This window comes from Streptomyces sp. NBC_00448 (genome assembly GCF_036014115.1).
In the GTDB taxonomy this organism is placed as follows: domain Bacteria; phylum Actinomycetota; class Actinomycetes; order Streptomycetales; family Streptomycetaceae; genus Actinacidiphila.
Window position 1 is genome coordinate 7,072,186 of sequence record NZ_CP107913.1, and the last position, 16,417, is coordinate 7,088,602.

Genomic DNA, 16,417 nt, shown 5'->3' on the forward strand with positions numbered 1-16,417 from the left:
TCGGCAAGCTGCCCGGCGGTTCACCCTTGGAGACCATCGTGAGCACTCCCACGGATTCGCTGGTGCGCGTCGAGAAGGGTCACGCGGACCCCGAGGAGCTCGCCGCGCTCACCGCGCTGCTGCTGGCGCGTGCCGCGGCCGGCGGTGCGGATGAGGCCGCGCACACCGCGCCGGTGCGTTCCACGGCCGGCTGGCGGCGTCTCGAGCGCACCCCGGGCTTCCGCGCCCCCCACTCCTGGCAGGGCTGACGGCCCCTGACCCCCCGGGGTGGTGCGTTCTGTCGGTTCAGGGACCACCTGCCGGGGGGCTCGCGCAGTTCCCGCGCCCCTGGATTTGCCCGGGTACTCCCGGGGCAAGCATGCGAGAAGCCGCACATACTCAGGGGCGCGTGGGGGCACCTCCCAGGCGAAGCTCTGGGGGAGAACTGCGCGACAAGCCACCCACCATGCGCAAGGTCCCGTGTCACACAGGACGGGGCACCCCGGAGGGTCAGGCCAGCTTCGCCAGAGCCGCGTCGATACGGGTCAGGGTGCGGTCGCGGCCCAGGACCTGGAGGGACTCGAAGAGGGGCAGGCCGACCGTACGGCCGGTGACCGCGACGCGGACCGGCGCTTGGGCCTTCCCCAGCTTGAGACCGTGCTCCTCGCCGGCCGCGAGCACCGCGTCCTTGAGCGACTCGGGGGCGGACCAGTCCGCCCCCGCCAGCTTCTCCCGGGCCGTGCGCAGCAGCGCGTCGGAACCCTCCTTCATCGCCTTCGCCCACGACGCCTCGTCGTCGACCGGCTCGTCGAGGAAGAGGAAGTCGACGTTCGCGGTGATGTCGGAGAGCACCGCCACCCGGGTCTGGGCGTACGGCGCGATCGCCTGCCACGCGGCCTCGTCGAAGGACTCCGGCGCCCAGGGCGCGAAGGGAGCGCGCAGCCACGGCGCGCACGCCTCGGTGAACTCCTTCACGCCGAGCCGCCGGATGTGGTCGGCGTTGATCGCCTCGGCCTTCTTCAGGTCGAAGCGGGCCGGGTTGGCGTTGACGTCGGCGATGTCGAACTTCGCCACCATCTCCGCGATCGAGAAGACGTCCTGGTCGGCGGAGTACGACCAGCCCAGCAGCGAGAGGTAGTTGAGCAGCCCCTCGGGCAGGAAGCCGCGCTCCCGGTACAGGTTGAGCGACGCCTGCGGGTCCCGCTTGGAGAGCTTCTTGTTGCCCTCGCCCATCACGTACGGCAGGTGGCCGAAGGCCGGGACGGCCTTGGCGACGCCCAGCTCGATCAGCGCGTCGTACAGCGCGATCTGCCGCGGGGTGGAGGAGAGCAGGTCCTCGCCGCGCAGCACGTGGGTGATCTCCATCAGCGCGTCGTCCACCGGGTTGACCAGGGTGTACAGCGGCGCTCCGTTGGCCCGCACGATGCCGTAGTCCGGCACGTTCTCCGGCGTGAAGGTCAGCTCGCCGCGGACCAGGTCGGTGAAGACGATCGGGCGGTCCGGCATCCGGAAGCGGACGATCGAGGCGCGGCCCTCGTCCTGGTACGCGCCGATCTGCTCGGCGCTGAGGTCCCGGCAGTGGCCGTCGTACCCGGAGGGGCGGCCGGCCGCGCGGGCGGCCTCACGGCGGGCCTCCAGCTCCTCGGTGGTGCAGTAGCAGTCGTACGCGTGCCCGGCCTGCTTCAGCCGCAGCGCGACGTCGGCGTACAGGTCCATCCGCTGGGACTGCCGGTAGGGCGCGAACGGGCCGCCGACCTCGGGGCCCTCGTCCCAGTCCAGGCCGAGCCAGCGCATCGAGTCCAGCAGCGCCTGGTACGACTCCTCGGAGTCGCGGGCCGCGTCGGTGTCCTCGATGCGGAAGACCAGGGTGCCCTGCTCGTGCCGGGCGAAGGCCCAGTTGAACAGCGCGGTGCGGACCAGCCCGACGTGCGGGTTGCCGGTCGGGGAGGGGCAGAACCGGACGCGGACGCCGGTGTCGCCGGAGGTGGGGGAGGAGGGTGCAGGAGCGGATGCGCTAGCCACGCGAGATCACCTTGTTGGTGAGAGTGCCGATGCCTTCGATGGTGACGGCGACCTCGTCGCCGGGGAGCAGCGGGCCCACGCCCGCGGGGGTGCCGGTGAGCAGGACGTCACCGGGCAGCAGCGTCATCGCCTCGGTGATGTTGACGATCAGGTCCTCGACCGAGTTCAGCATCTGCCGGGTGCGGCCGGCCTGGCGCAGTTCGCCGTTGACCGTCGCGGTGATCGCGAGGTCGCCGACGGCGTCGAGGTCGAGGCCGGTCTCGATCCACGGGCCGAGCGGGCAGGAGGAGTCGAAGCCCTTCGCCCGCGCCCACTGCTTCTCGGTGCGCTGGGTGTCGCGGGCCGTCACGTCGTTGGCGCAGGTGAAGCCGAGGATCACGTCCTTGACCCGGTCCCGCGGCACATCCCGGCACAGACGGCTGATCACGACGGCCAACTCCGCTTCGTGGTGCACCTCGTGGGAGAACGATGGGTACACGATCGGGTCGCCGGGGCCGATCACCGAGGTCGACGGCTTGAAGAACGCCCAGGGCGCGTCCGGCACCTCGTGGCCCAGTTCCGCGGCGTGGGCCGCGTAGTTGCGGCCGATGGCGACCACCTTGTTGGGCAGGACGGGCGACAGCAGCCGCACCTTGTCCAGCGGGACCTTCGTGCCGGACAGCTCGAAGTCCGCGAAGGGCACGCCCTTCATGATGTCGACGACAAGAGCCTCGGGGCCGCCGGTGGGGTCGCCCTCGACCGCTCCGAACGCCACGTTGCCGTCGATGGAGAACCTGACGATGCGCATGCGCTCAGCCTAGCGGCCGGCCCGGCCTCATCCGACTCGGTGATCGCCGCAGGTCAGCGTCGGACTCAGGGGGCGACGGGCGTCTGCGGCAGTTCGTTGAGTACCGTACGACGCGGGTTCGCGGTGCGATGCGGCAGCGTGTTCACCGCGGTTTCGGCGGATTCGCCGGCGGTCGGGTCCACCACGGCCGGCGTGCCGGTCAGTTCGGACGCGTCCTTGAGGTGCGCGAGAGTGGTGCGCCGCGGGTTGGCGATCATCTGACGGAACATCAAGGTGGTCTTCATCTGCCGTGTGGACCTCGGGTCTCGGTGGTGGGGGCGGGCCGCGGTTGACATCACCGCGACTTCTGTAAAGCACCAGGCTAGTGCCGCCCATTCCCGCCGTGGCCGGGCGCAGACATCTGACGCTCTGTGATTTTGCTCACGAACTACGGCGCATTTCCCGCCATTCGGACAATCGGCGCGCGCGGGCGAATCGGGCAAAGTGCACGGAGGTGTGGAAATGGTCGCTTGTCGCCGGAGTGGGCGCGGCCTGACACCGGTGCAACCAGTTACCATCGCGGCCCGTAATCGCCCCATATCGCCGCCCTGGCGCTCGACGCTGTGTGTATGGACCATCGCGACGAGTGACACATTCCAACAGGACGGCTGCGGGCCTTGTTGGGAGATCCGGCACTGTGCTGGAATTCCCCGGACCGCCGCATCACAACGAACCGGCGCGCAGGGGGCGCGGACGGAACACCGAGCGGCGGTGAAGGGCACATCAGCCGTCCCGCGACCCGGGTCGGCCTGAGCCCCCATGACTCGACACCGTCCCTTCAGCCTTACGGCGAGGGGCGCCTGGTCCAGAGGTTGCGACGCTAGTGCAGGGACGTTTCAAGAGGGACAGCGGCGCTGCGGGCGACTCGGAGCGGCAGCCCGGCGGGGCCGGCAACGGCTCCCAGGCCGCGGCCGACTCCGGAACCGCCACGCCGGGTACCACTGCGGCCCCCGGGCGGATGAGCATGCCCAGCGGCCTCGAAGCCGGCAAGATCACCGGCCTCGACGGCAAGCCCGGCCCCCGAATAGCCATGCGCAACTGGCGCATCAGCACCAGACTCATCTCGCTGCTGGCCCTCCCCGTGGTCACCGCCTCCGCCCTCGGCGGCCTGCGCATCAACAACTCGGTGGACAACATCCACCAGCTCGAGCACATGAAGACCCTGACCGACATCACCGAGCAGGCCACCAACCTGGCCGCCGCCCTCCAGGAGGAGCGCGACAGCTCGGCGGGCCCGCTGTCGGCCAACCAGAAGAGCAACGACGCGGTGGCCGCCTCCCGCCAGGCCACCGACCGCGACCTCAAGCTCTACGAGCAGGCGACCGACAACATCTCGGACTCCGACCCGGTCTTCAGCGGGGTCCGCGCCACCCTGGTCGCCATCGGCGGCCAGCTCGCCAACCTCAACGAGATCCGCAGCGAGGCGTACACCTCCCAGTCGGGCATCGCGCAGACCGTCTCCGAGTACGACGGTCTGGTCACCTCGCTGCTGTCGCTCTCCCAGGACATGGCGCAGGCCACCAGCAACTCCGAGATGATCAAGGCGACCCGCGCGCTGTCGGCGTTCTCCTCCGCCAAGGAGTACGAGTCGATGCAGCGCGCGGTGATCAGCGCCGCGTTCGCCAGTGGCGGCAAGCTCAACGCCGACGAGTACCAGTCGGTGAAGTGGGCGGCCGTCGACGAGAACACCGCGATCACCCGGTTCATGAAGGTCTACGGCACCGACGCCGCCGCACTGCTGCGCCCCATCCAGGGCGACAACGACACGATCGCCGCGCACGACAACGAGCGCGAGCGGATCGCCAGTTCGCAGACCGCGATCACCAAGATCAACAGCTCGTACCTGGACTGGGACGACGCGGCGAAGACCAAGATCGACGCGATGAACCAGATCGAGCGCTCGCTGCTCAGCGAGATGCAGCAGAAGTCGCTGCACCTGCAGAGCGAGGCGAAGCGCGAGGCGCTGATATCCGGCGCGATCATCCTGCTGGTCCTCGGCGTCGCCGTGGTCGGCGCGTTCGTCGTCGGCCGCTCGATGGTCCGCTCGCTGCGCCGGCTGCAGCAGACCGCCCAGGACGTCGCCCAGAAGCGGCTGCCCGAGCTGGTCAAGCAGCTCTCCGACACCGACCCGCAGGACGTCGACACCTCGGTCGAGTCGATCGGCATCAACAGCCGCGACGAGATCGGCCAGGTGGCCCGCGCGTTCGACGAGGTCCACAGCGAGGCGGTCCGGCTCGCCGCCGAGCAGGCGCTGCTGCGAGGCAACGTCAACGCGATGTTCACCAACCTCTCCCGCCGCAGCCAGGGCCTCATCCAGCGCCAGCTGTCGCTCATCTCCGAACTGGAGTCGCGCGAGGCCGACCCGGACCAGCTCTCCTCGCTGTTCAAGCTCGACCACCTCGCGACCCGTATGCGCCGCAACGGTGAGAACCTGCTGGTCCTCGCCGGTGAGGAGCCCGGCCGCCGGTGGACCCGCCCGGTCCCGCTGGTCGACGTGCTGCGCGCCGCCGCGTCCGAGGTGGAGCAGTACGAGCGGATCGAGTTGACATCGGTGCCGTCGGCCGAGGTCACCGGCCGTATCGTCAACGACCTCGTGCACCTGCTCGCCGAGCTGCTGGAGAACGCCACCTCGTTCTCCTCGCCGCAGACCAAGGTGCGGGTCACCGGTCACTCGCTGCCCGACGGCCGCGTGCTGATCGAGATCCACGACACCGGTATCGGCCTGTCCCCGGAGGACCTCGCCGACATCAACGAGCGGCTGGCCAACCCGCCCACCGTGGACGTCTCGGTCTCCCGCCGGATGGGCCTGTTCGTGGTCGGCCGGCTGTCCCTGCGGCACGGCATCCGCATCCAGCTGCGCCCGTCGGACTCCGGCGGCACCACCGCGCTGGTCATGCTGCCGGTCGACGTCACGCAGGGCGGCGCCAACGCGAACGCGAAGAACGCGGGCCCCGGCGCGCGTCCCGCGGGTGCCGTCGCGGGCGGTGCCGGCACCGGCATCGCGGGTGCGTTCGGCAACGCGGGCCAGGCCGGCGGCAACCGTGCCGGGCAGCGCGGCCAGGTCGGCGCGGGCGCGGCACGCCCCGCGCTCCCCGGTGCCGGGCGACCGGCCGCCGGCCCTGGCGACCAGGGCGGCCCCGGCGGTCCCGGTGGCCAGCAGCAGGGCGGCCCGCGCTGGGCCGCGCAGGACAACCAGCAGCAGGGCTTCGGCGAGGACACCCCGCGCGGCCACGAGGACGTCGAGGCGCCCGCGTTCGACGCCTTCGACCAGTCCGGCCCCGGCGGGCGGCCGCAGCCCGGCCCCGGCCGGCACGGCCAGCACGGGCAGCCGACCGGTCCCGGCGCCCCCGGGCCCCAGGGCCCCGGCGGCTTCCCGGTCCCGCAGCCGCAGAACACCGGCCCCTCCGGCTTCCGCTCCGACGTCTTCGGTGGCCGCTCCGGCCCCGCGCCGCGGCACGGCGGCGGCCCCGGCGCCGGCGAGTCCCCGGCGGCGGCCCCCGGCGGTCCCGGCGACACCAGCCAGTTCCCGGCGGTCCGCGCCGACGGTGGCGCGCCCACCGGCCAGGACGACGGCTCGCAGAACCGCCTTCCGCAGCGCGGTTCCCGCGGCCCCCAGGGCACCCCCGGCTGGAACTCCGACGACCAGCGTGGCGGTCGTCCGGGCGACACGGGTTCCTTCCCGGTCCCTGGTGGTTCCGGTGGTCCTGGTGACACCAGCCAGTTCCCGGCCGTGCGCAACGACGGTTTCCCGCAGGGGCAGCGTCAGCCGCAGGGTCAGGGTGGCGGTCGTCCCGGTGACACAGGCTCGTTCCCGGTCCCCGGTGGTTCCGGTGGTCCTGGTGACACCAGCCAGTTCCCGGCGGTGCGTAACGACGGTTTCCCGCAGGGTCAGGGTGGCGGTCGTCCCGGCGACACGGGCTCGTTCCCGGTCCCTGGTGGTTCCGGTGGTCCTGGTGACACCAGCCAGTTCCCGGCGGTGCGTAACGACGGTTTCCCGCAGGGTCAGGGTGGCGGTCGTCCCGGCGACACGGGCTCGTTCCCGGTCCCCGGTGGTTCCGGTGGTCCTGGTGACACCAGCCAGTTCCCGGCCGTGCGTAACGACGGTTTCCCGCAGGGGCAGGGCGGCGGTCGTCCCGGCGACACCGGTTCGTTCCCGATCCCCGGTGGCCCTGGTGACACCAGCCAGTTCCCGGCCGTGCGCAACGACGGTTTCCCGCAGGGGCAGCGTCAGCCGCAGGGTCAGGGTGGCGGTCGTCCTGGTGACACGGGCTCCTTCCCGATTCCCGGTGGTTCCGGTGGTCCCGGCGACACCAGCCAGTTCCCGGCGGTCCGCTCCGAGGACGGCTCCGGCTCGTACCCGGCACAGCAGCCCGGGCCCGCGCGGCCCGGCGGGATGCCGCAGCGCGGGCCGCGCGGCCCCCAGGGCACCCCGGGCTGGAACCCGCAGGGTCAGGGCGGCCAGCCGCAGCAGCGGCCGGACGCGTACGACACCGGCTCGCAGCCGATGCCGGGCCTCGGCGACACCAGCGGCCAGTACCCGATGCCGCACCAGCCGCAGCAGCACAACGGGCAGCAGCACAACGGGCAGCCGTACCAGGGCCAGCCGGGCGGCCCGCAGCACGCGCCGCGCCCCGAGCCCCAACTCCCCGGCCCGGCCGAGCCGATGGCGCTGCCCCCGGCCCCGACCCGGGGCGACGAGCCGACGCCGATCTTCGCGTCGATCGAGTCCGACTGGTTCCGTACCGGCCAGGCCGAGCGGATGCAGCAGATCCACGTCGAGCAGAGCGCGCGGGGCCAGCAGGCGCCGCCGCCCCGTCCGGTGGGCCGCACCGCCCCGCCGCAGCGCCCGCGTACCGACCGGCCGGGACCGAACCCCGCCGGCGGCCCGCAGCGCCTCACCGGTGGCCCGCAGCCGGCCACCCAGGCCACCGCGCCGGCCGGCCAGGGCCAGCAGACCCAGAGCCAGGGCCAGGACCCCGCGGCACACAACAGCGCGCAGAGCGGCGCCCAGGTGCCTGCCGCACCGAGCGCCCAGCCGCTGCCGCGGGAGACCCCGAACTGGCGTACCTCGCCCAACGACGCACTGCGCCAGCGGGCCGAATCCATCCGGGAACCCACCGCGGGCGGGGTCACTCCCTCCGGCCTGCCGCGGCGGGTCCCCCGGGCGAATCTCGTCGCGGGCGGCGCGGCTCCCCAGCAGGCCCCCCAGGGCGGCCCGCAGGTCTCCCGCTCCCCCGACGACGTGCGCGGACGTCTGACCAACCTCCGCAGGGGCATCCAGCAGGGCCGCCAGGCCGGCGGTACCGGTACCACCGACGGCCGTGGTCTCGGCATGAACAACCAGGAGCGCTAGTTGAGTGCGATGAGCCAGGCGGCACAGAATCTGAACTGGTTGATCACCAACTTCGTGGACAACACCCCGGGGGTGTCCCACACGGTGGTGGTCTCCGCCGACGGCCTGCTGCTCGCGATGTCTGATGGTTTTCCGCGTGATCGTGCGGATCAGTTGGCGGCGGTGGCCTCGGGGTTGACGTCGTTGACCGCTGGTGCCTCCCGGATCTTCGAGGGGGGCAGTGTGAACCAGACGGTGGTGGAGATGGAGCGGGGCTTCCTTTTCATCATGTCGGTGTCGGATGGTTCGTCGCTGGCGGTGCTGGCGCATCCGGAGTGCGACATCGGTCTGGTCGGCTACGAAATGGCCCTGCTCGTCGACCGCGCGGGTGCCGTCCTGACCCCCGACCTTCGGGCCGAACTCCAGGGCAGCCTGTTGAACTGAGCACCGCACCCCGCCGCCGGGTGACCCGCACGCATCCGCGGACAACCGCCCGCACAACAGAACGTTCCCGTACTTCCGCACCAGCCATAGCACTGCCCGGACACGGAGGACCCTCATGACCCCGCCACCCGCCTCGCCGGGCCCGTACGGCGCGTCCCACCACGCGCCGTACGGGGTGGAAGGCGACCAGCCGCTGGTGCGGCCGTACGCCATGACCGGTGGCCGTACCCGGCCTCGCTACCAGCTCGCGATCGAGGCGCTGGTCAGCACCACCGCCGACCCGGCGCAGTACGCGGGACTGCTTCCAGAGCACCAGCGGATCTGCCATCTGACGCGTGAGATCAAGTCGGTGGCCGAGATCTCCGCTCTGCTCGCGATACCGCTCGGTGTGGCCCGGATTCTTGTGGCCGACCTCGCCGAGGCCGGCATGGTCGCCATCCACCAGCCCGGCAGCGGCGAATCGGGCGGCCAGCCAGATGTGACATTGCTTGAGAGGGTGCTCAGTGGACTTCGGAAGCTCTAGGCCGCAAGCGCAGCAGCCGGCGTACGGCGCGCCGCCGGTGCGGTCGACCACCTCCGCGAAGATCGTGGTGGCGGGTGGCTTCGGCGTGGGCAAGACCACGTTCGTGGGTGCGGTGTCGGAGATCAACCCGCTGCGCACCGAGGCCGTGATGACCTCGGCGTCGGCCGGGATCGACGACCTGAGCCACGTGCAGGACAAGACCACCACCACCGTGGCGATGGACTTCGGGCGCATCACGCTCGACGACGACCTGATCCTCTACCTGTTCGGCACCCCGGGCCAGGACCGCTTCTGGTTCATGTGGGACGACCTGGTGCGCGGCGCGATCGGCGCCGTGGTGCTGGTGGACACCCGGCGGCTGGCGGACTGCTTCCCGGCGGTCGACTACTTCGAGAACAGCGGGCTGCCGTTCGTGATCGCCCTCAACGGCTTCGACGGCCACCAGCCCTACCGGCCGGAAGAAGTGCGCGAGGCGCTGCAGATCGGTCCCGAGGCGCCGATCATCACCACCGACGCCCGGCACCGTGGCGAGGCGAAGAGCGCGCTGATCACGCTCGTCGAGCACGCGCTGCTGGCACGTCTCAAGTAGCTTGTGCCGCCGGCGATTTCGCCGGCCGGTAACGCGAGGACCCGTTATGTCGCACGACGTAACGGGTCCTTGCTCTTCATAACATTTCGAGAGAGTTTCCGGGAGGTCGCGAACACGGCTCGCGCTCGGCCGGTGCCACCGCGTGTACGTCTGTCTTATGGTTTGCTCAGCCTTTGGACTTATGCCCTTTTTATCTCTAGCCTTCTCACGGAGCCCGCCGGAAGCCAGACGTTTGGCGTGCACCTGCATGACGTGCTGGAATTCGCAGAACCTGAGCGTAGGAACGGCCGTCGTTGTTGCGCCGTCGCCGAGAGGTTGTTGGTCCAGTGAGGAACACGAGGCGAGCTGAGGCGGGTACCGGGCAGGGCCCGCGTGGGAACTTCACTCCGCCACAGCGTCCGGGCAGCAGCCCGGAGCCGGTGGCCGAGGACATGCCGGGGCCGGGCGGCCGGTTCAGCGCGCGCAACTGGCGGATGGCCACCCGGCTGAACGCCATCCTCCTCATCCCGGTCCTCGTCGCACTCGTGCTGGGCGGCTTCCGCGTCAACAGCGCCGTCAGCACCTGGCAGCAGGCCGACGACGCGGTGCACATCGCCAACCTCGTCCGCGCCGCCGCCACGTACGGCAACGCGCTGGAGAACGAGCGCGACACCACCGTGGTGCCCCTGCTGGCAGGCCACCGCGACGCGCAGGAGGTGTCGTCCGCCTACGCCACCACCGACGCCGCCGCCCGCGCCTTCGACAAGGCCGCGATCGGCATACCCGACGGCGCCGACCTCAAGCGCCGGATGGCCAGCTTCCGCAGCGTCGAGCCGCAGCTCCCCTCGCTCCGTAAGTCCGCCTTCACCGGCCAGCTCTCCGGGGTGCAGACCGAGGAGTGGTACGTCAGGATCCAGCACCCGCTGAGCGAGCTGTCCAACGAACTCGGCTTCGGCACCGGCAACAGCGCCTCCTACGGCCGTACCCTGTACGCCATCTCGCTCGCCAAGGCCGCCGAGTCGCTGACCCGCTCCATCGGCGTCCACATCCTCGTCGAGAAGCACCCCTCCGCGCAGGAGCTCGCCCTCCAGAAGACCGCGCTCGGCTCGTACCAGTACCTTGAGGGCATCGCGCTGGAGGAGTACGACGGCGGTGGCAGCACCGCGGACCAGGCCCGGCTCAAGGCCGCGCAGGACAACGCGGTCAAGCAGGGCCAGGCGCAGATCACCACGGCGCTGAACAAGGCGAAGGCCGCGCACACCGCCTACGTCGTGCCGCCGGACCTCACCAAGATGGTCACCGACCTGACGGACCCGGCGTACACCGTCGCCCGGCTCGACGCCGAGGGCGTCACCCCCGCGTCCTACCTCTCCGCCGCCACGCTCTCCTTCGACGCCTACCGCTCGGTCGAGACCCACCTCGCCGACCAGGCCGCCGCGGACTCCTCGCACCTGGCCTCCCACGCCAAGCGCGACGTGTTCATCAACTCCGCGATCGTGCTGGTCGCGCTGATCATCGCGTTCATCGTGGCCGCGCTGATGGCCCGCTCGATGTCCCGCAACATGCGGCGGCTGCGCGCGGCCGCCTTCGACATCGCCGAGACCCGGCTGCCCGCACTGGTCGACCAGCTCTCCCGCACCGACCCGGGCCGGGTGAACACCCAGGTCGCGCCGATCCCGATCAACACCCGGGACGAGATCGGCGAGGTCGCCCGCGCCTTCGACCAGGTGCACCGCGAGGCGGTCCGGCTCGCCGCCGAGCAGGCGCTGCTGCGAGGCAACGTCAACGCGATCTTCACCAACCTCTCGCAGCGCAACCAGGGCCTCATCCAGCGCCAACTCAGCCTGATCACCGAGCTGGAGAACAACGAGGCCGACCCCGACCAGCTCGAGAACCTCTTCAAGATGGACCACCTCGCCACCCGTATGCGGCGCAACGGCGAGAACCTGTTGGTGCTCGCCGGCGAGGAGCCCGGCCGCCAGTGGAACCAGCCGGTGCCGCTGGTGGACGTGCTGCGCGCCGCCGCGTCCGAGGTGGAGGCGTACGACCGGATCGAACTGGTCGGCATACCCGAGACCGACATCCACGGCAGCGCGGTCAGCGACCTGGTGCACCTGCTCGCCGAGCTGCTGGAGAACGCCACCTCGTTCTCCTCGCCGCAGACCAAGGTGCGGGTCACCGCGACCCGGCTGCCGGACGGCCGGGTGATGGTCGAGATCCACGACAAGGGCATCGGCCTGACCGCCGAGGACTTCGCGGACATCAACCACAAGCTCGCCGACCCGCCCACGATCGATGTCGAGATCGCCAAGCGGATGGGCCTGTTCGTGGTCGGCCGGCTCTGCGAGCGGCACGGCATCCGGGTCCAGCTGCGCCCCTCCGGCGAGCAGGCCGGCACCACCTCGCTGGTGATGCTGCCCGAGCCGATCACCCACGGCGGTGGCGGCGACCCGGTCGAGCCCGACAGCGACTTCACCGTCTCCCGGATCGTCCCGGAGCACGCGGCCGACCAGCCCGGCCTGCTGCGGCCCGAGGTGAACGGGCAGCGCACCGCGGCCGAACTCGGCTTCGACGACTCCCGCTACGACGAGAACGGCCCGCGCGCGCTCGACCCGGTCGGCCGCTCGCTGCTGCGCGAGGAGCGCCGCGCCCAGCTGGAGGCCGCCGCCTCGGACCGTCAGGACGGCGAGCAGCCGGTCGAACTGCCCCAGCAGCGAAGGGAATCGGCCGACTTCGACCCGGTCGGCCAGGACCTCGGCGGCCAGGACCTCGGAAGCCAGGACTTCGGCACCCAGCAGCCGGCCGCCGGGGACTTCGCCGGCCAGGGCGGCTACCCGCAGGGGTACGCCCAGGAGTACCCGCAGGGATACACCCAGGGGTACGACCCCAGCTTCGACCCGGCCTACCAGCAGCAGGCGTACGAACAGGGCTTCCAGCCCGGCTACCAGCAGCAGGGCTACACCGAGCCGGCGGGCGGATGGGGTCAACCTCCTGCCGAGGCCCCGGCGGAGAACGGCTTTTCGGCCGGTCCGGCGCAGAACGGTTTCTTCGAGCAGCAGTACGGGACCGGTTCCGGCCAGACCTACGACCCCGCGGCGCCCTACGTCGAGCAGCCCGGATACGGCACGGAGTACCAAGACGGCGGTCAGCAGGCCGGGTTCCCGGGGGCTCCCGGTTACGGCCCTGCTCAGGAGGGATGGCCGCAGGACACACCGGAGGTAACGGAATCCGTTCCGCCGCTCCCCGAGGGACCCTCCGAGAGCGTAGTCTCGCCTTCGCTGACGGACGCCGGTCTACCGCGCCGCGAACGGCAGCGCACCAGCCCCTCCGACCAGCAGTCCGATCAGCAGCCCAGCGAGCCGAGCCGGCAGCCGGGTCCGAACCCGCAGGCCGCGCCGCCCGCGGGGGAGCAGCCCGCCCAGGAGTCCACCGATCCCCACGAGCAACCCCAGCCGGACGGCACCGACTGGCGGTCGACGAACGACGAGCACTGGCAGCGGGCCGAGTCGGTCCGCGAGCCCAAGGCAGGCGGGGTCACCCCCTCCGGCCTGCCACGGCGGGTACCCAAGGCCAACCTGGTCCCGGGTGCCGCGGCACAGACCCCGCAGGGCGGCCCACAGGTCTCCCGCGCACCGGAGGACGTACGTGGCAGGTTGAGTAATCTGCGACGTGGCGTCCAGCAAGGGCGCACTGCTGGAACTGACACGAACGGACAGGCCGCCGACAGCCGATTCGGCGGCCCCCAGAACCAGGAGCGCTAGTTGAGTCCGATGAGCCAGGCGGCACAGAATCTGAACTGGTTGATCACCAACTTCGTGGACAACACCCCGGGGGTGTCCCACACGGTGGTGGTCTCCGCCGACGGCCTGCTGCTCGCGATGTCTGATGGTTTTCCGCGTGATCGTGCGGATCAGTTGGCGGCGGTGGCCTCGGGGTTGACGTCGTTGACCGCTGGTGCCTCCCGGATTTTCGAGGGGGGCAGTGTGAACCAGACGGTGGTGGAGATGGAGCGGGGCTTCCTTTTCATCATGTCGGTGTCGGATGGTTCGTCGCTGGCGGTGCTGGCGCATCCGGAGTGCGACATCGGTCTGGTCGGCTACGAAATGGCCCTGCTCGTCGACCGGGCAGGAAGCGTACTCACCCCCGACCTTCGGGCCGAACTTCAGGGCAGCTTGCTCAACTAACGCATGGGCGGCGGGCACGCCCGGGCACCTGCCAGGTGCTCGGGTGGCAGCGCGGCCGTTTCAGGAGGAGGACTCGTGAGCACTTCCCCCGGTGGAGACCCGTACGGCAACCAGCCCCAGCAGCCGGCGAACCCGTACACCTACCCGTCGGCGCCCGACCCGGAGCAGCAGCCCGGGCAGCCCGGCACGCCCTACCGCCAGCCCCGCATCCAGCCGTACGCCCCGCCGCAGGCCCCGCCACCGCAGGGCCAGACGCCGGGGCAGCGCCAGGGCCAGCACGGCCGCCCGCCGGCGCAGGGCCAGGGATACGGCCAAGGTCAGGGCCAGGGGTACGGCCAGGGGCAGGGCCGGCACGACGCGGGCCGCTCACGCACACCCTCAGGACTGGTCCGCCCCTACGCCATGACCGGCGGGCGGACCCGGCCGCGCTACCAGCTCGCCATCGAGGCGCTGGTCAGCACCACCGCCGACCCGGAGCGCCTGCGCGGGCAGCTCCCCGAGCACCAGCGGATCTGCCTGCTGTGCCGCGAGGTCAAGTCGGTGGCCGAGATCTCCGCGCTGCTGACCATCCCGCTCGGTGTGGTCCGCATTCTTGTCGCCGACCTGGCCGAGGCCGGACTGGTCGCGATCCACCAGCCCGGCGGCGACGAGGCCGCGGGCGGCCAGCCAGATGTGACACTGCTTGAAAGGGTGCTCAGTGGACTTCGGAAGCTCTAGCGGTCCGGCCCGCGCCACCACCTCCGCGAAGATCGTGGTGGCGGGCGGCTTCGGCGTGGGCAAGACCACGTTCGTCGGTGCCGTCTCGGAGATCAACCCGCTGCGCACCGAAGCCGTGATGACCTCCGCGTCAGCCGGCATCGACGACCTCACGCACGCGCCGGACAAGACCACCACCACGGTGGCGATGGACTTCGGCCGCATCACGCTCGACGAGGACCTGATCCTCTACCTGTTCGGCACCCCGGGGCAGGACCGGTTCTGGTTCATGTGGGACGACCTGGTGCGCGGGGCGATCGGCGCGATCGTCCTGGTCGACACCCGGCGGCTGGCGGACTGCTTCCCGGCGGTCGACTACTTCGAGAACAGCGGGCTGCCGTTCGTGATCGCCCTCAACGGCTTCGACGGCCACCAGCCGTACGGCCCCGAGGAGGTCCGTGAGGCGCTGCAGATCGGTCCCGAGGCGCCGATCATCACCACCGACGCCCGGCACCGTGGCGAGGCGAAGAGCGCGCTGATCACGCTCGTCGAGCACGCTTTGATGGCCCGGCTGCGTTGACGCCGGCGGGTCCGCCGGTGCGTCCGAGGGGCGCACCGGCCCGGTTCCGGGGGGACTTGGCGATACTCGTTTTGGAGCGCCGTCCCGGATCGGGTAATGTTCTTCCTGCGCCGCCGGACAGGGCCAAGGCCCGAACCGGAGACGCACACCGAACAAGATCCCTCACCGGGATTGCGTTTTGGTGGGGTATGGTGTAATTGGCAACACGGCTGATTCTGGTTCAGTTGTTCTAGGTTCGAGTCCTGGTACCCCAGCAGCACTTCAGCAAGTGCGAGCCCCCGTTGTGTAGCGGCCTAGCACGCTGCCCTCTCACGGCAGTAGCGCCGGTTCGAATCCGGTCGGGGGTACAGATCCTTTCATTCCGTCCACGTCGGGTCGCTCCCGGCCTGGACGACGCGAGGATCGCCAGGGCCCCCGTTGTGTAGCGGCCTAGCACGCTGCCCTCTCACGGCAGTAGCGCCGGTTCGAATCCGGTCGGGGGTACAGAGTTCGACACGAAGCCCGCCGCGGTCCGCGGCGGGCTTCGTCGTTCATCCGGAGCGGCGCAGCGCCTCGCTGAGCCGGCCGGCGGCGTCGACCACGGCCTGGGCGTGCATCCGGCCCGGGTGCCGGGTGAGCCGCTCGATCGGCCCGGAGACCGACACCGCGGCGACCACGCGGTTGGACGGCCCGCGCACCGGCGCGGAGACCGAGGCGACCCCGGGCTCGCGCTCGCCGATCGACTGCGACCAGCCCCGGCGGCGCACCCCGGACAGCGCGGTGGCGGTGAAGCGGGCGCCCTGCAGGCCCCTGTGCAGCCGCTCGGGCTCCTCCCAGGCCATCAGGACCTGAGCGGCCGAGCCGGCCTTCATCGGCAGCGTGGAGCCGACCGGCACGGTGTCCCGCAGCCCGGACAGCCGCTCCGCCGCGGCCACGCAGATCCGCATGTCGCCCTGGCGGCGATAGAGCTGCGCGCTCTCGCCGGTCATGTCGCGCAGGTGCGTCAGCACCGGCCCCGCGGTGGCCAGCAGCCGGTCCTCGCCGGCCGCGGCGGCCAGCTCCGACAGGCGCGGGCCCAGGATGAAGCGGCCCTGCATGTCGCGAGCCACCATGCGATGGTGTTCGAGCGCGACCGCCAGGCGGTGCGCGGTGGGGCGGGCCAGGCCCGTGGCACCGACAAGCCCGGCCAGGGTGGCCGGACCCGACTCCAGCGCACTGAGCACCAGAGCCGCCTTGTCGAGAACGCCGACGCCGCTAGAGTTGTCCATGAAACGATACTCGCGT

General features: G+C 71.2%; 13 protein-coding genes and 3 tRNA genes. 12 read left to right on the top strand and 4 right to left on the bottom strand.

The genetic code is table 11. From position 1 onward, the window contains the following. Positions 1-35 precede the first annotated feature (35 nt). On the top strand, positions 36-248 hold the full coding sequence (locus tag OG370_RS30535) for an acyl-CoA carboxylase epsilon subunit (RefSeq protein WP_328474564.1): 213 nt from the start codon (positions 36-38) through the stop codon (positions 246-248). 241 nt (positions 249-489) lie between these two features. On the opposite strand, the gene gltX is transcribed toward OG370_RS30535, so the two are convergent. The 3 genes from gltX to OG370_RS30550 all read right to left on the bottom strand — a co-directional run bounded on the left by gltX (position 490) and on the right by OG370_RS30550 (position 3,072). After that, a complete protein-coding gene (gene gltX / locus OG370_RS30540) occupies positions 490-2,001 on the bottom strand; it encodes a glutamate--tRNA ligase (RefSeq protein WP_328469893.1) in 1,512 nt (503 codons plus the stop codon). Then, a complete protein-coding gene (locus OG370_RS30545; protein WP_328469895.1) occupies positions 1,994-2,788 on the bottom strand; it encodes a fumarylacetoacetate hydrolase family protein in 795 nt (264 codons plus the stop codon). Before OG370_RS30545 ends, gltX begins: the two co-directional genes overlap by 8 nt. A gap of 65 nt (positions 2,789-2,853) precedes the next feature. After that, complete coding sequence (locus tag OG370_RS30550) at positions 2,854-3,072, bottom strand: hypothetical protein (RefSeq protein WP_328469897.1); 219 nt, start codon at positions 3,070-3,072, stop codon at positions 2,854-2,856. A gap of 578 nt (positions 3,073-3,650) precedes the next feature. On the opposite strand from OG370_RS30550, the gene OG370_RS30555 reads away from it, so the two are divergent. From OG370_RS30555 to OG370_RS30605, 11 genes are all read left to right on the top strand, one after another. Next, positions 3,651-8,180 carry a sensor histidine kinase gene (locus OG370_RS30555; RefSeq protein WP_328469899.1) on the top strand — a complete coding sequence of 1,510 codons (4,530 nt, stop codon included), beginning with the start codon at positions 3,651-3,653 and terminating at the stop codon, positions 8,178-8,180. Positions 8,181-8,189: 9 nt separating this feature from the next. Then, a complete protein-coding gene (locus OG370_RS30560) occupies positions 8,190-8,603 on the top strand; it encodes a roadblock/LC7 domain-containing protein (RefSeq protein ID WP_037917495.1) in 414 nt (137 codons plus the stop codon). A gap of 115 nt (positions 8,604-8,718) precedes the next feature. Further along, positions 8,719-9,126, top strand: coding sequence for a DUF742 domain-containing protein (locus OG370_RS30565; protein WP_328469901.1), 408 nt, complete (start codon positions 8,719-8,721; stop codon positions 9,124-9,126). Continuing rightward, complete coding sequence (locus tag OG370_RS30570; RefSeq protein ID WP_402446689.1) at positions 9,107-9,715, top strand: GTP-binding protein; 609 nt, start codon at positions 9,107-9,109, stop codon at positions 9,713-9,715. Before OG370_RS30565 ends, OG370_RS30570 begins: the two co-directional genes overlap by 20 nt. Before the next feature lie 431 nt (positions 9,716-10,146). Then, a complete protein-coding gene (locus OG370_RS30575) occupies positions 10,147-13,455 on the top strand; it encodes a sensor histidine kinase (RefSeq protein WP_328474569.1) in 3,309 nt (1,102 codons plus the stop codon). Positions 13,456-13,464: 9 nt separating this feature from the next. Further along, positions 13,465-13,878 carry a roadblock/LC7 domain-containing protein gene (locus OG370_RS30580; RefSeq protein ID WP_093787504.1) on the top strand — a complete coding sequence of 138 codons (414 nt, stop codon included), beginning with the start codon at positions 13,465-13,467 and terminating at the stop codon, positions 13,876-13,878. Positions 13,879-13,953: 75 nt separating this feature from the next. Then, positions 13,954-14,595: a DUF742 domain-containing protein gene (locus OG370_RS30585; RefSeq protein WP_328469905.1), complete on the top strand. Its 642-nt coding sequence runs from the start codon at positions 13,954-13,956 to the stop codon at positions 14,593-14,595. Then, positions 14,576-15,154 (top strand): GTP-binding protein, encoded by a 579-nt coding sequence (locus OG370_RS30590; protein ID WP_328469907.1) that lies wholly within the window; start codon positions 14,576-14,578, stop codon positions 15,152-15,154. The genes OG370_RS30585 and OG370_RS30590 overlap by 20 nt, the downstream gene beginning before the upstream one ends. A 182-nt stretch (positions 15,155-15,336) precedes the next feature. Next, a tRNA-Gln gene (locus OG370_RS30595) sits at positions 15,337-15,408 on the top strand. A 20-nt stretch (positions 15,409-15,428) separates the two neighbouring features. Continuing rightward, a tRNA-Glu gene (locus OG370_RS30600) sits at positions 15,429-15,501 on the top strand. 63 nt (positions 15,502-15,564) lie between these two features. After that, positions 15,565-15,637 (top strand) — tRNA-Glu (locus tag OG370_RS30605). 47 nt (positions 15,638-15,684) lie between these two features. Here the strand turns inward: OG370_RS30605 and ndgR are convergent. After that, positions 15,685-16,401: an IclR family transcriptional regulator NdgR gene (ndgR, locus tag OG370_RS30610; protein WP_328469909.1), complete on the bottom strand. Its 717-nt coding sequence runs from the start codon at positions 16,399-16,401 to the stop codon at positions 15,685-15,687. Positions 16,402-16,417: the final 16 nt, after the last annotated feature.

What these genes read in the sequence shown, in the direction of transcription:
- OG370_RS30545 (WP_328469895.1), bottom strand. Translation starts at nt 2,788, where the DNA reads ATGCGCATCGTCAGGTTCTCCATCGACGGCAACGTGGCGTTCGGAGCG.
- OG370_RS30550 (WP_328469897.1), bottom strand. Translation starts at nt 3,072, where the DNA reads ATGAAGACCACCTTGATGTTCCGTCAGATGATCGCCAACCCGCGGCGC.
- OG370_RS30560 (WP_037917495.1), top strand. Translation starts at nt 8,190, where the DNA reads ATGAGCCAGGCGGCACAGAATCTGAACTGGTTGATCACCAACTTCGTG.
- OG370_RS30565 (WP_328469901.1), top strand. Translation starts at nt 8,719, where the DNA reads ATGACCCCGCCACCCGCCTCGCCGGGCCCGTACGGCGCGTCCCACCAC.
- OG370_RS30575 (WP_328474569.1), top strand. Translation starts at nt 10,147, where the DNA reads ATGCCGGGGCCGGGCGGCCGGTTCAGCGCGCGCAACTGGCGGATGGCC.
- OG370_RS30580 (WP_093787504.1), top strand. Translation starts at nt 13,465, where the DNA reads ATGAGCCAGGCGGCACAGAATCTGAACTGGTTGATCACCAACTTCGTG.
- ndgR (WP_328469909.1), bottom strand. Translation starts at nt 16,401, where the DNA reads ATGGACAACTCTAGCGGCGTCGGCGTTCTCGACAAGGCGGCTCTGGTG.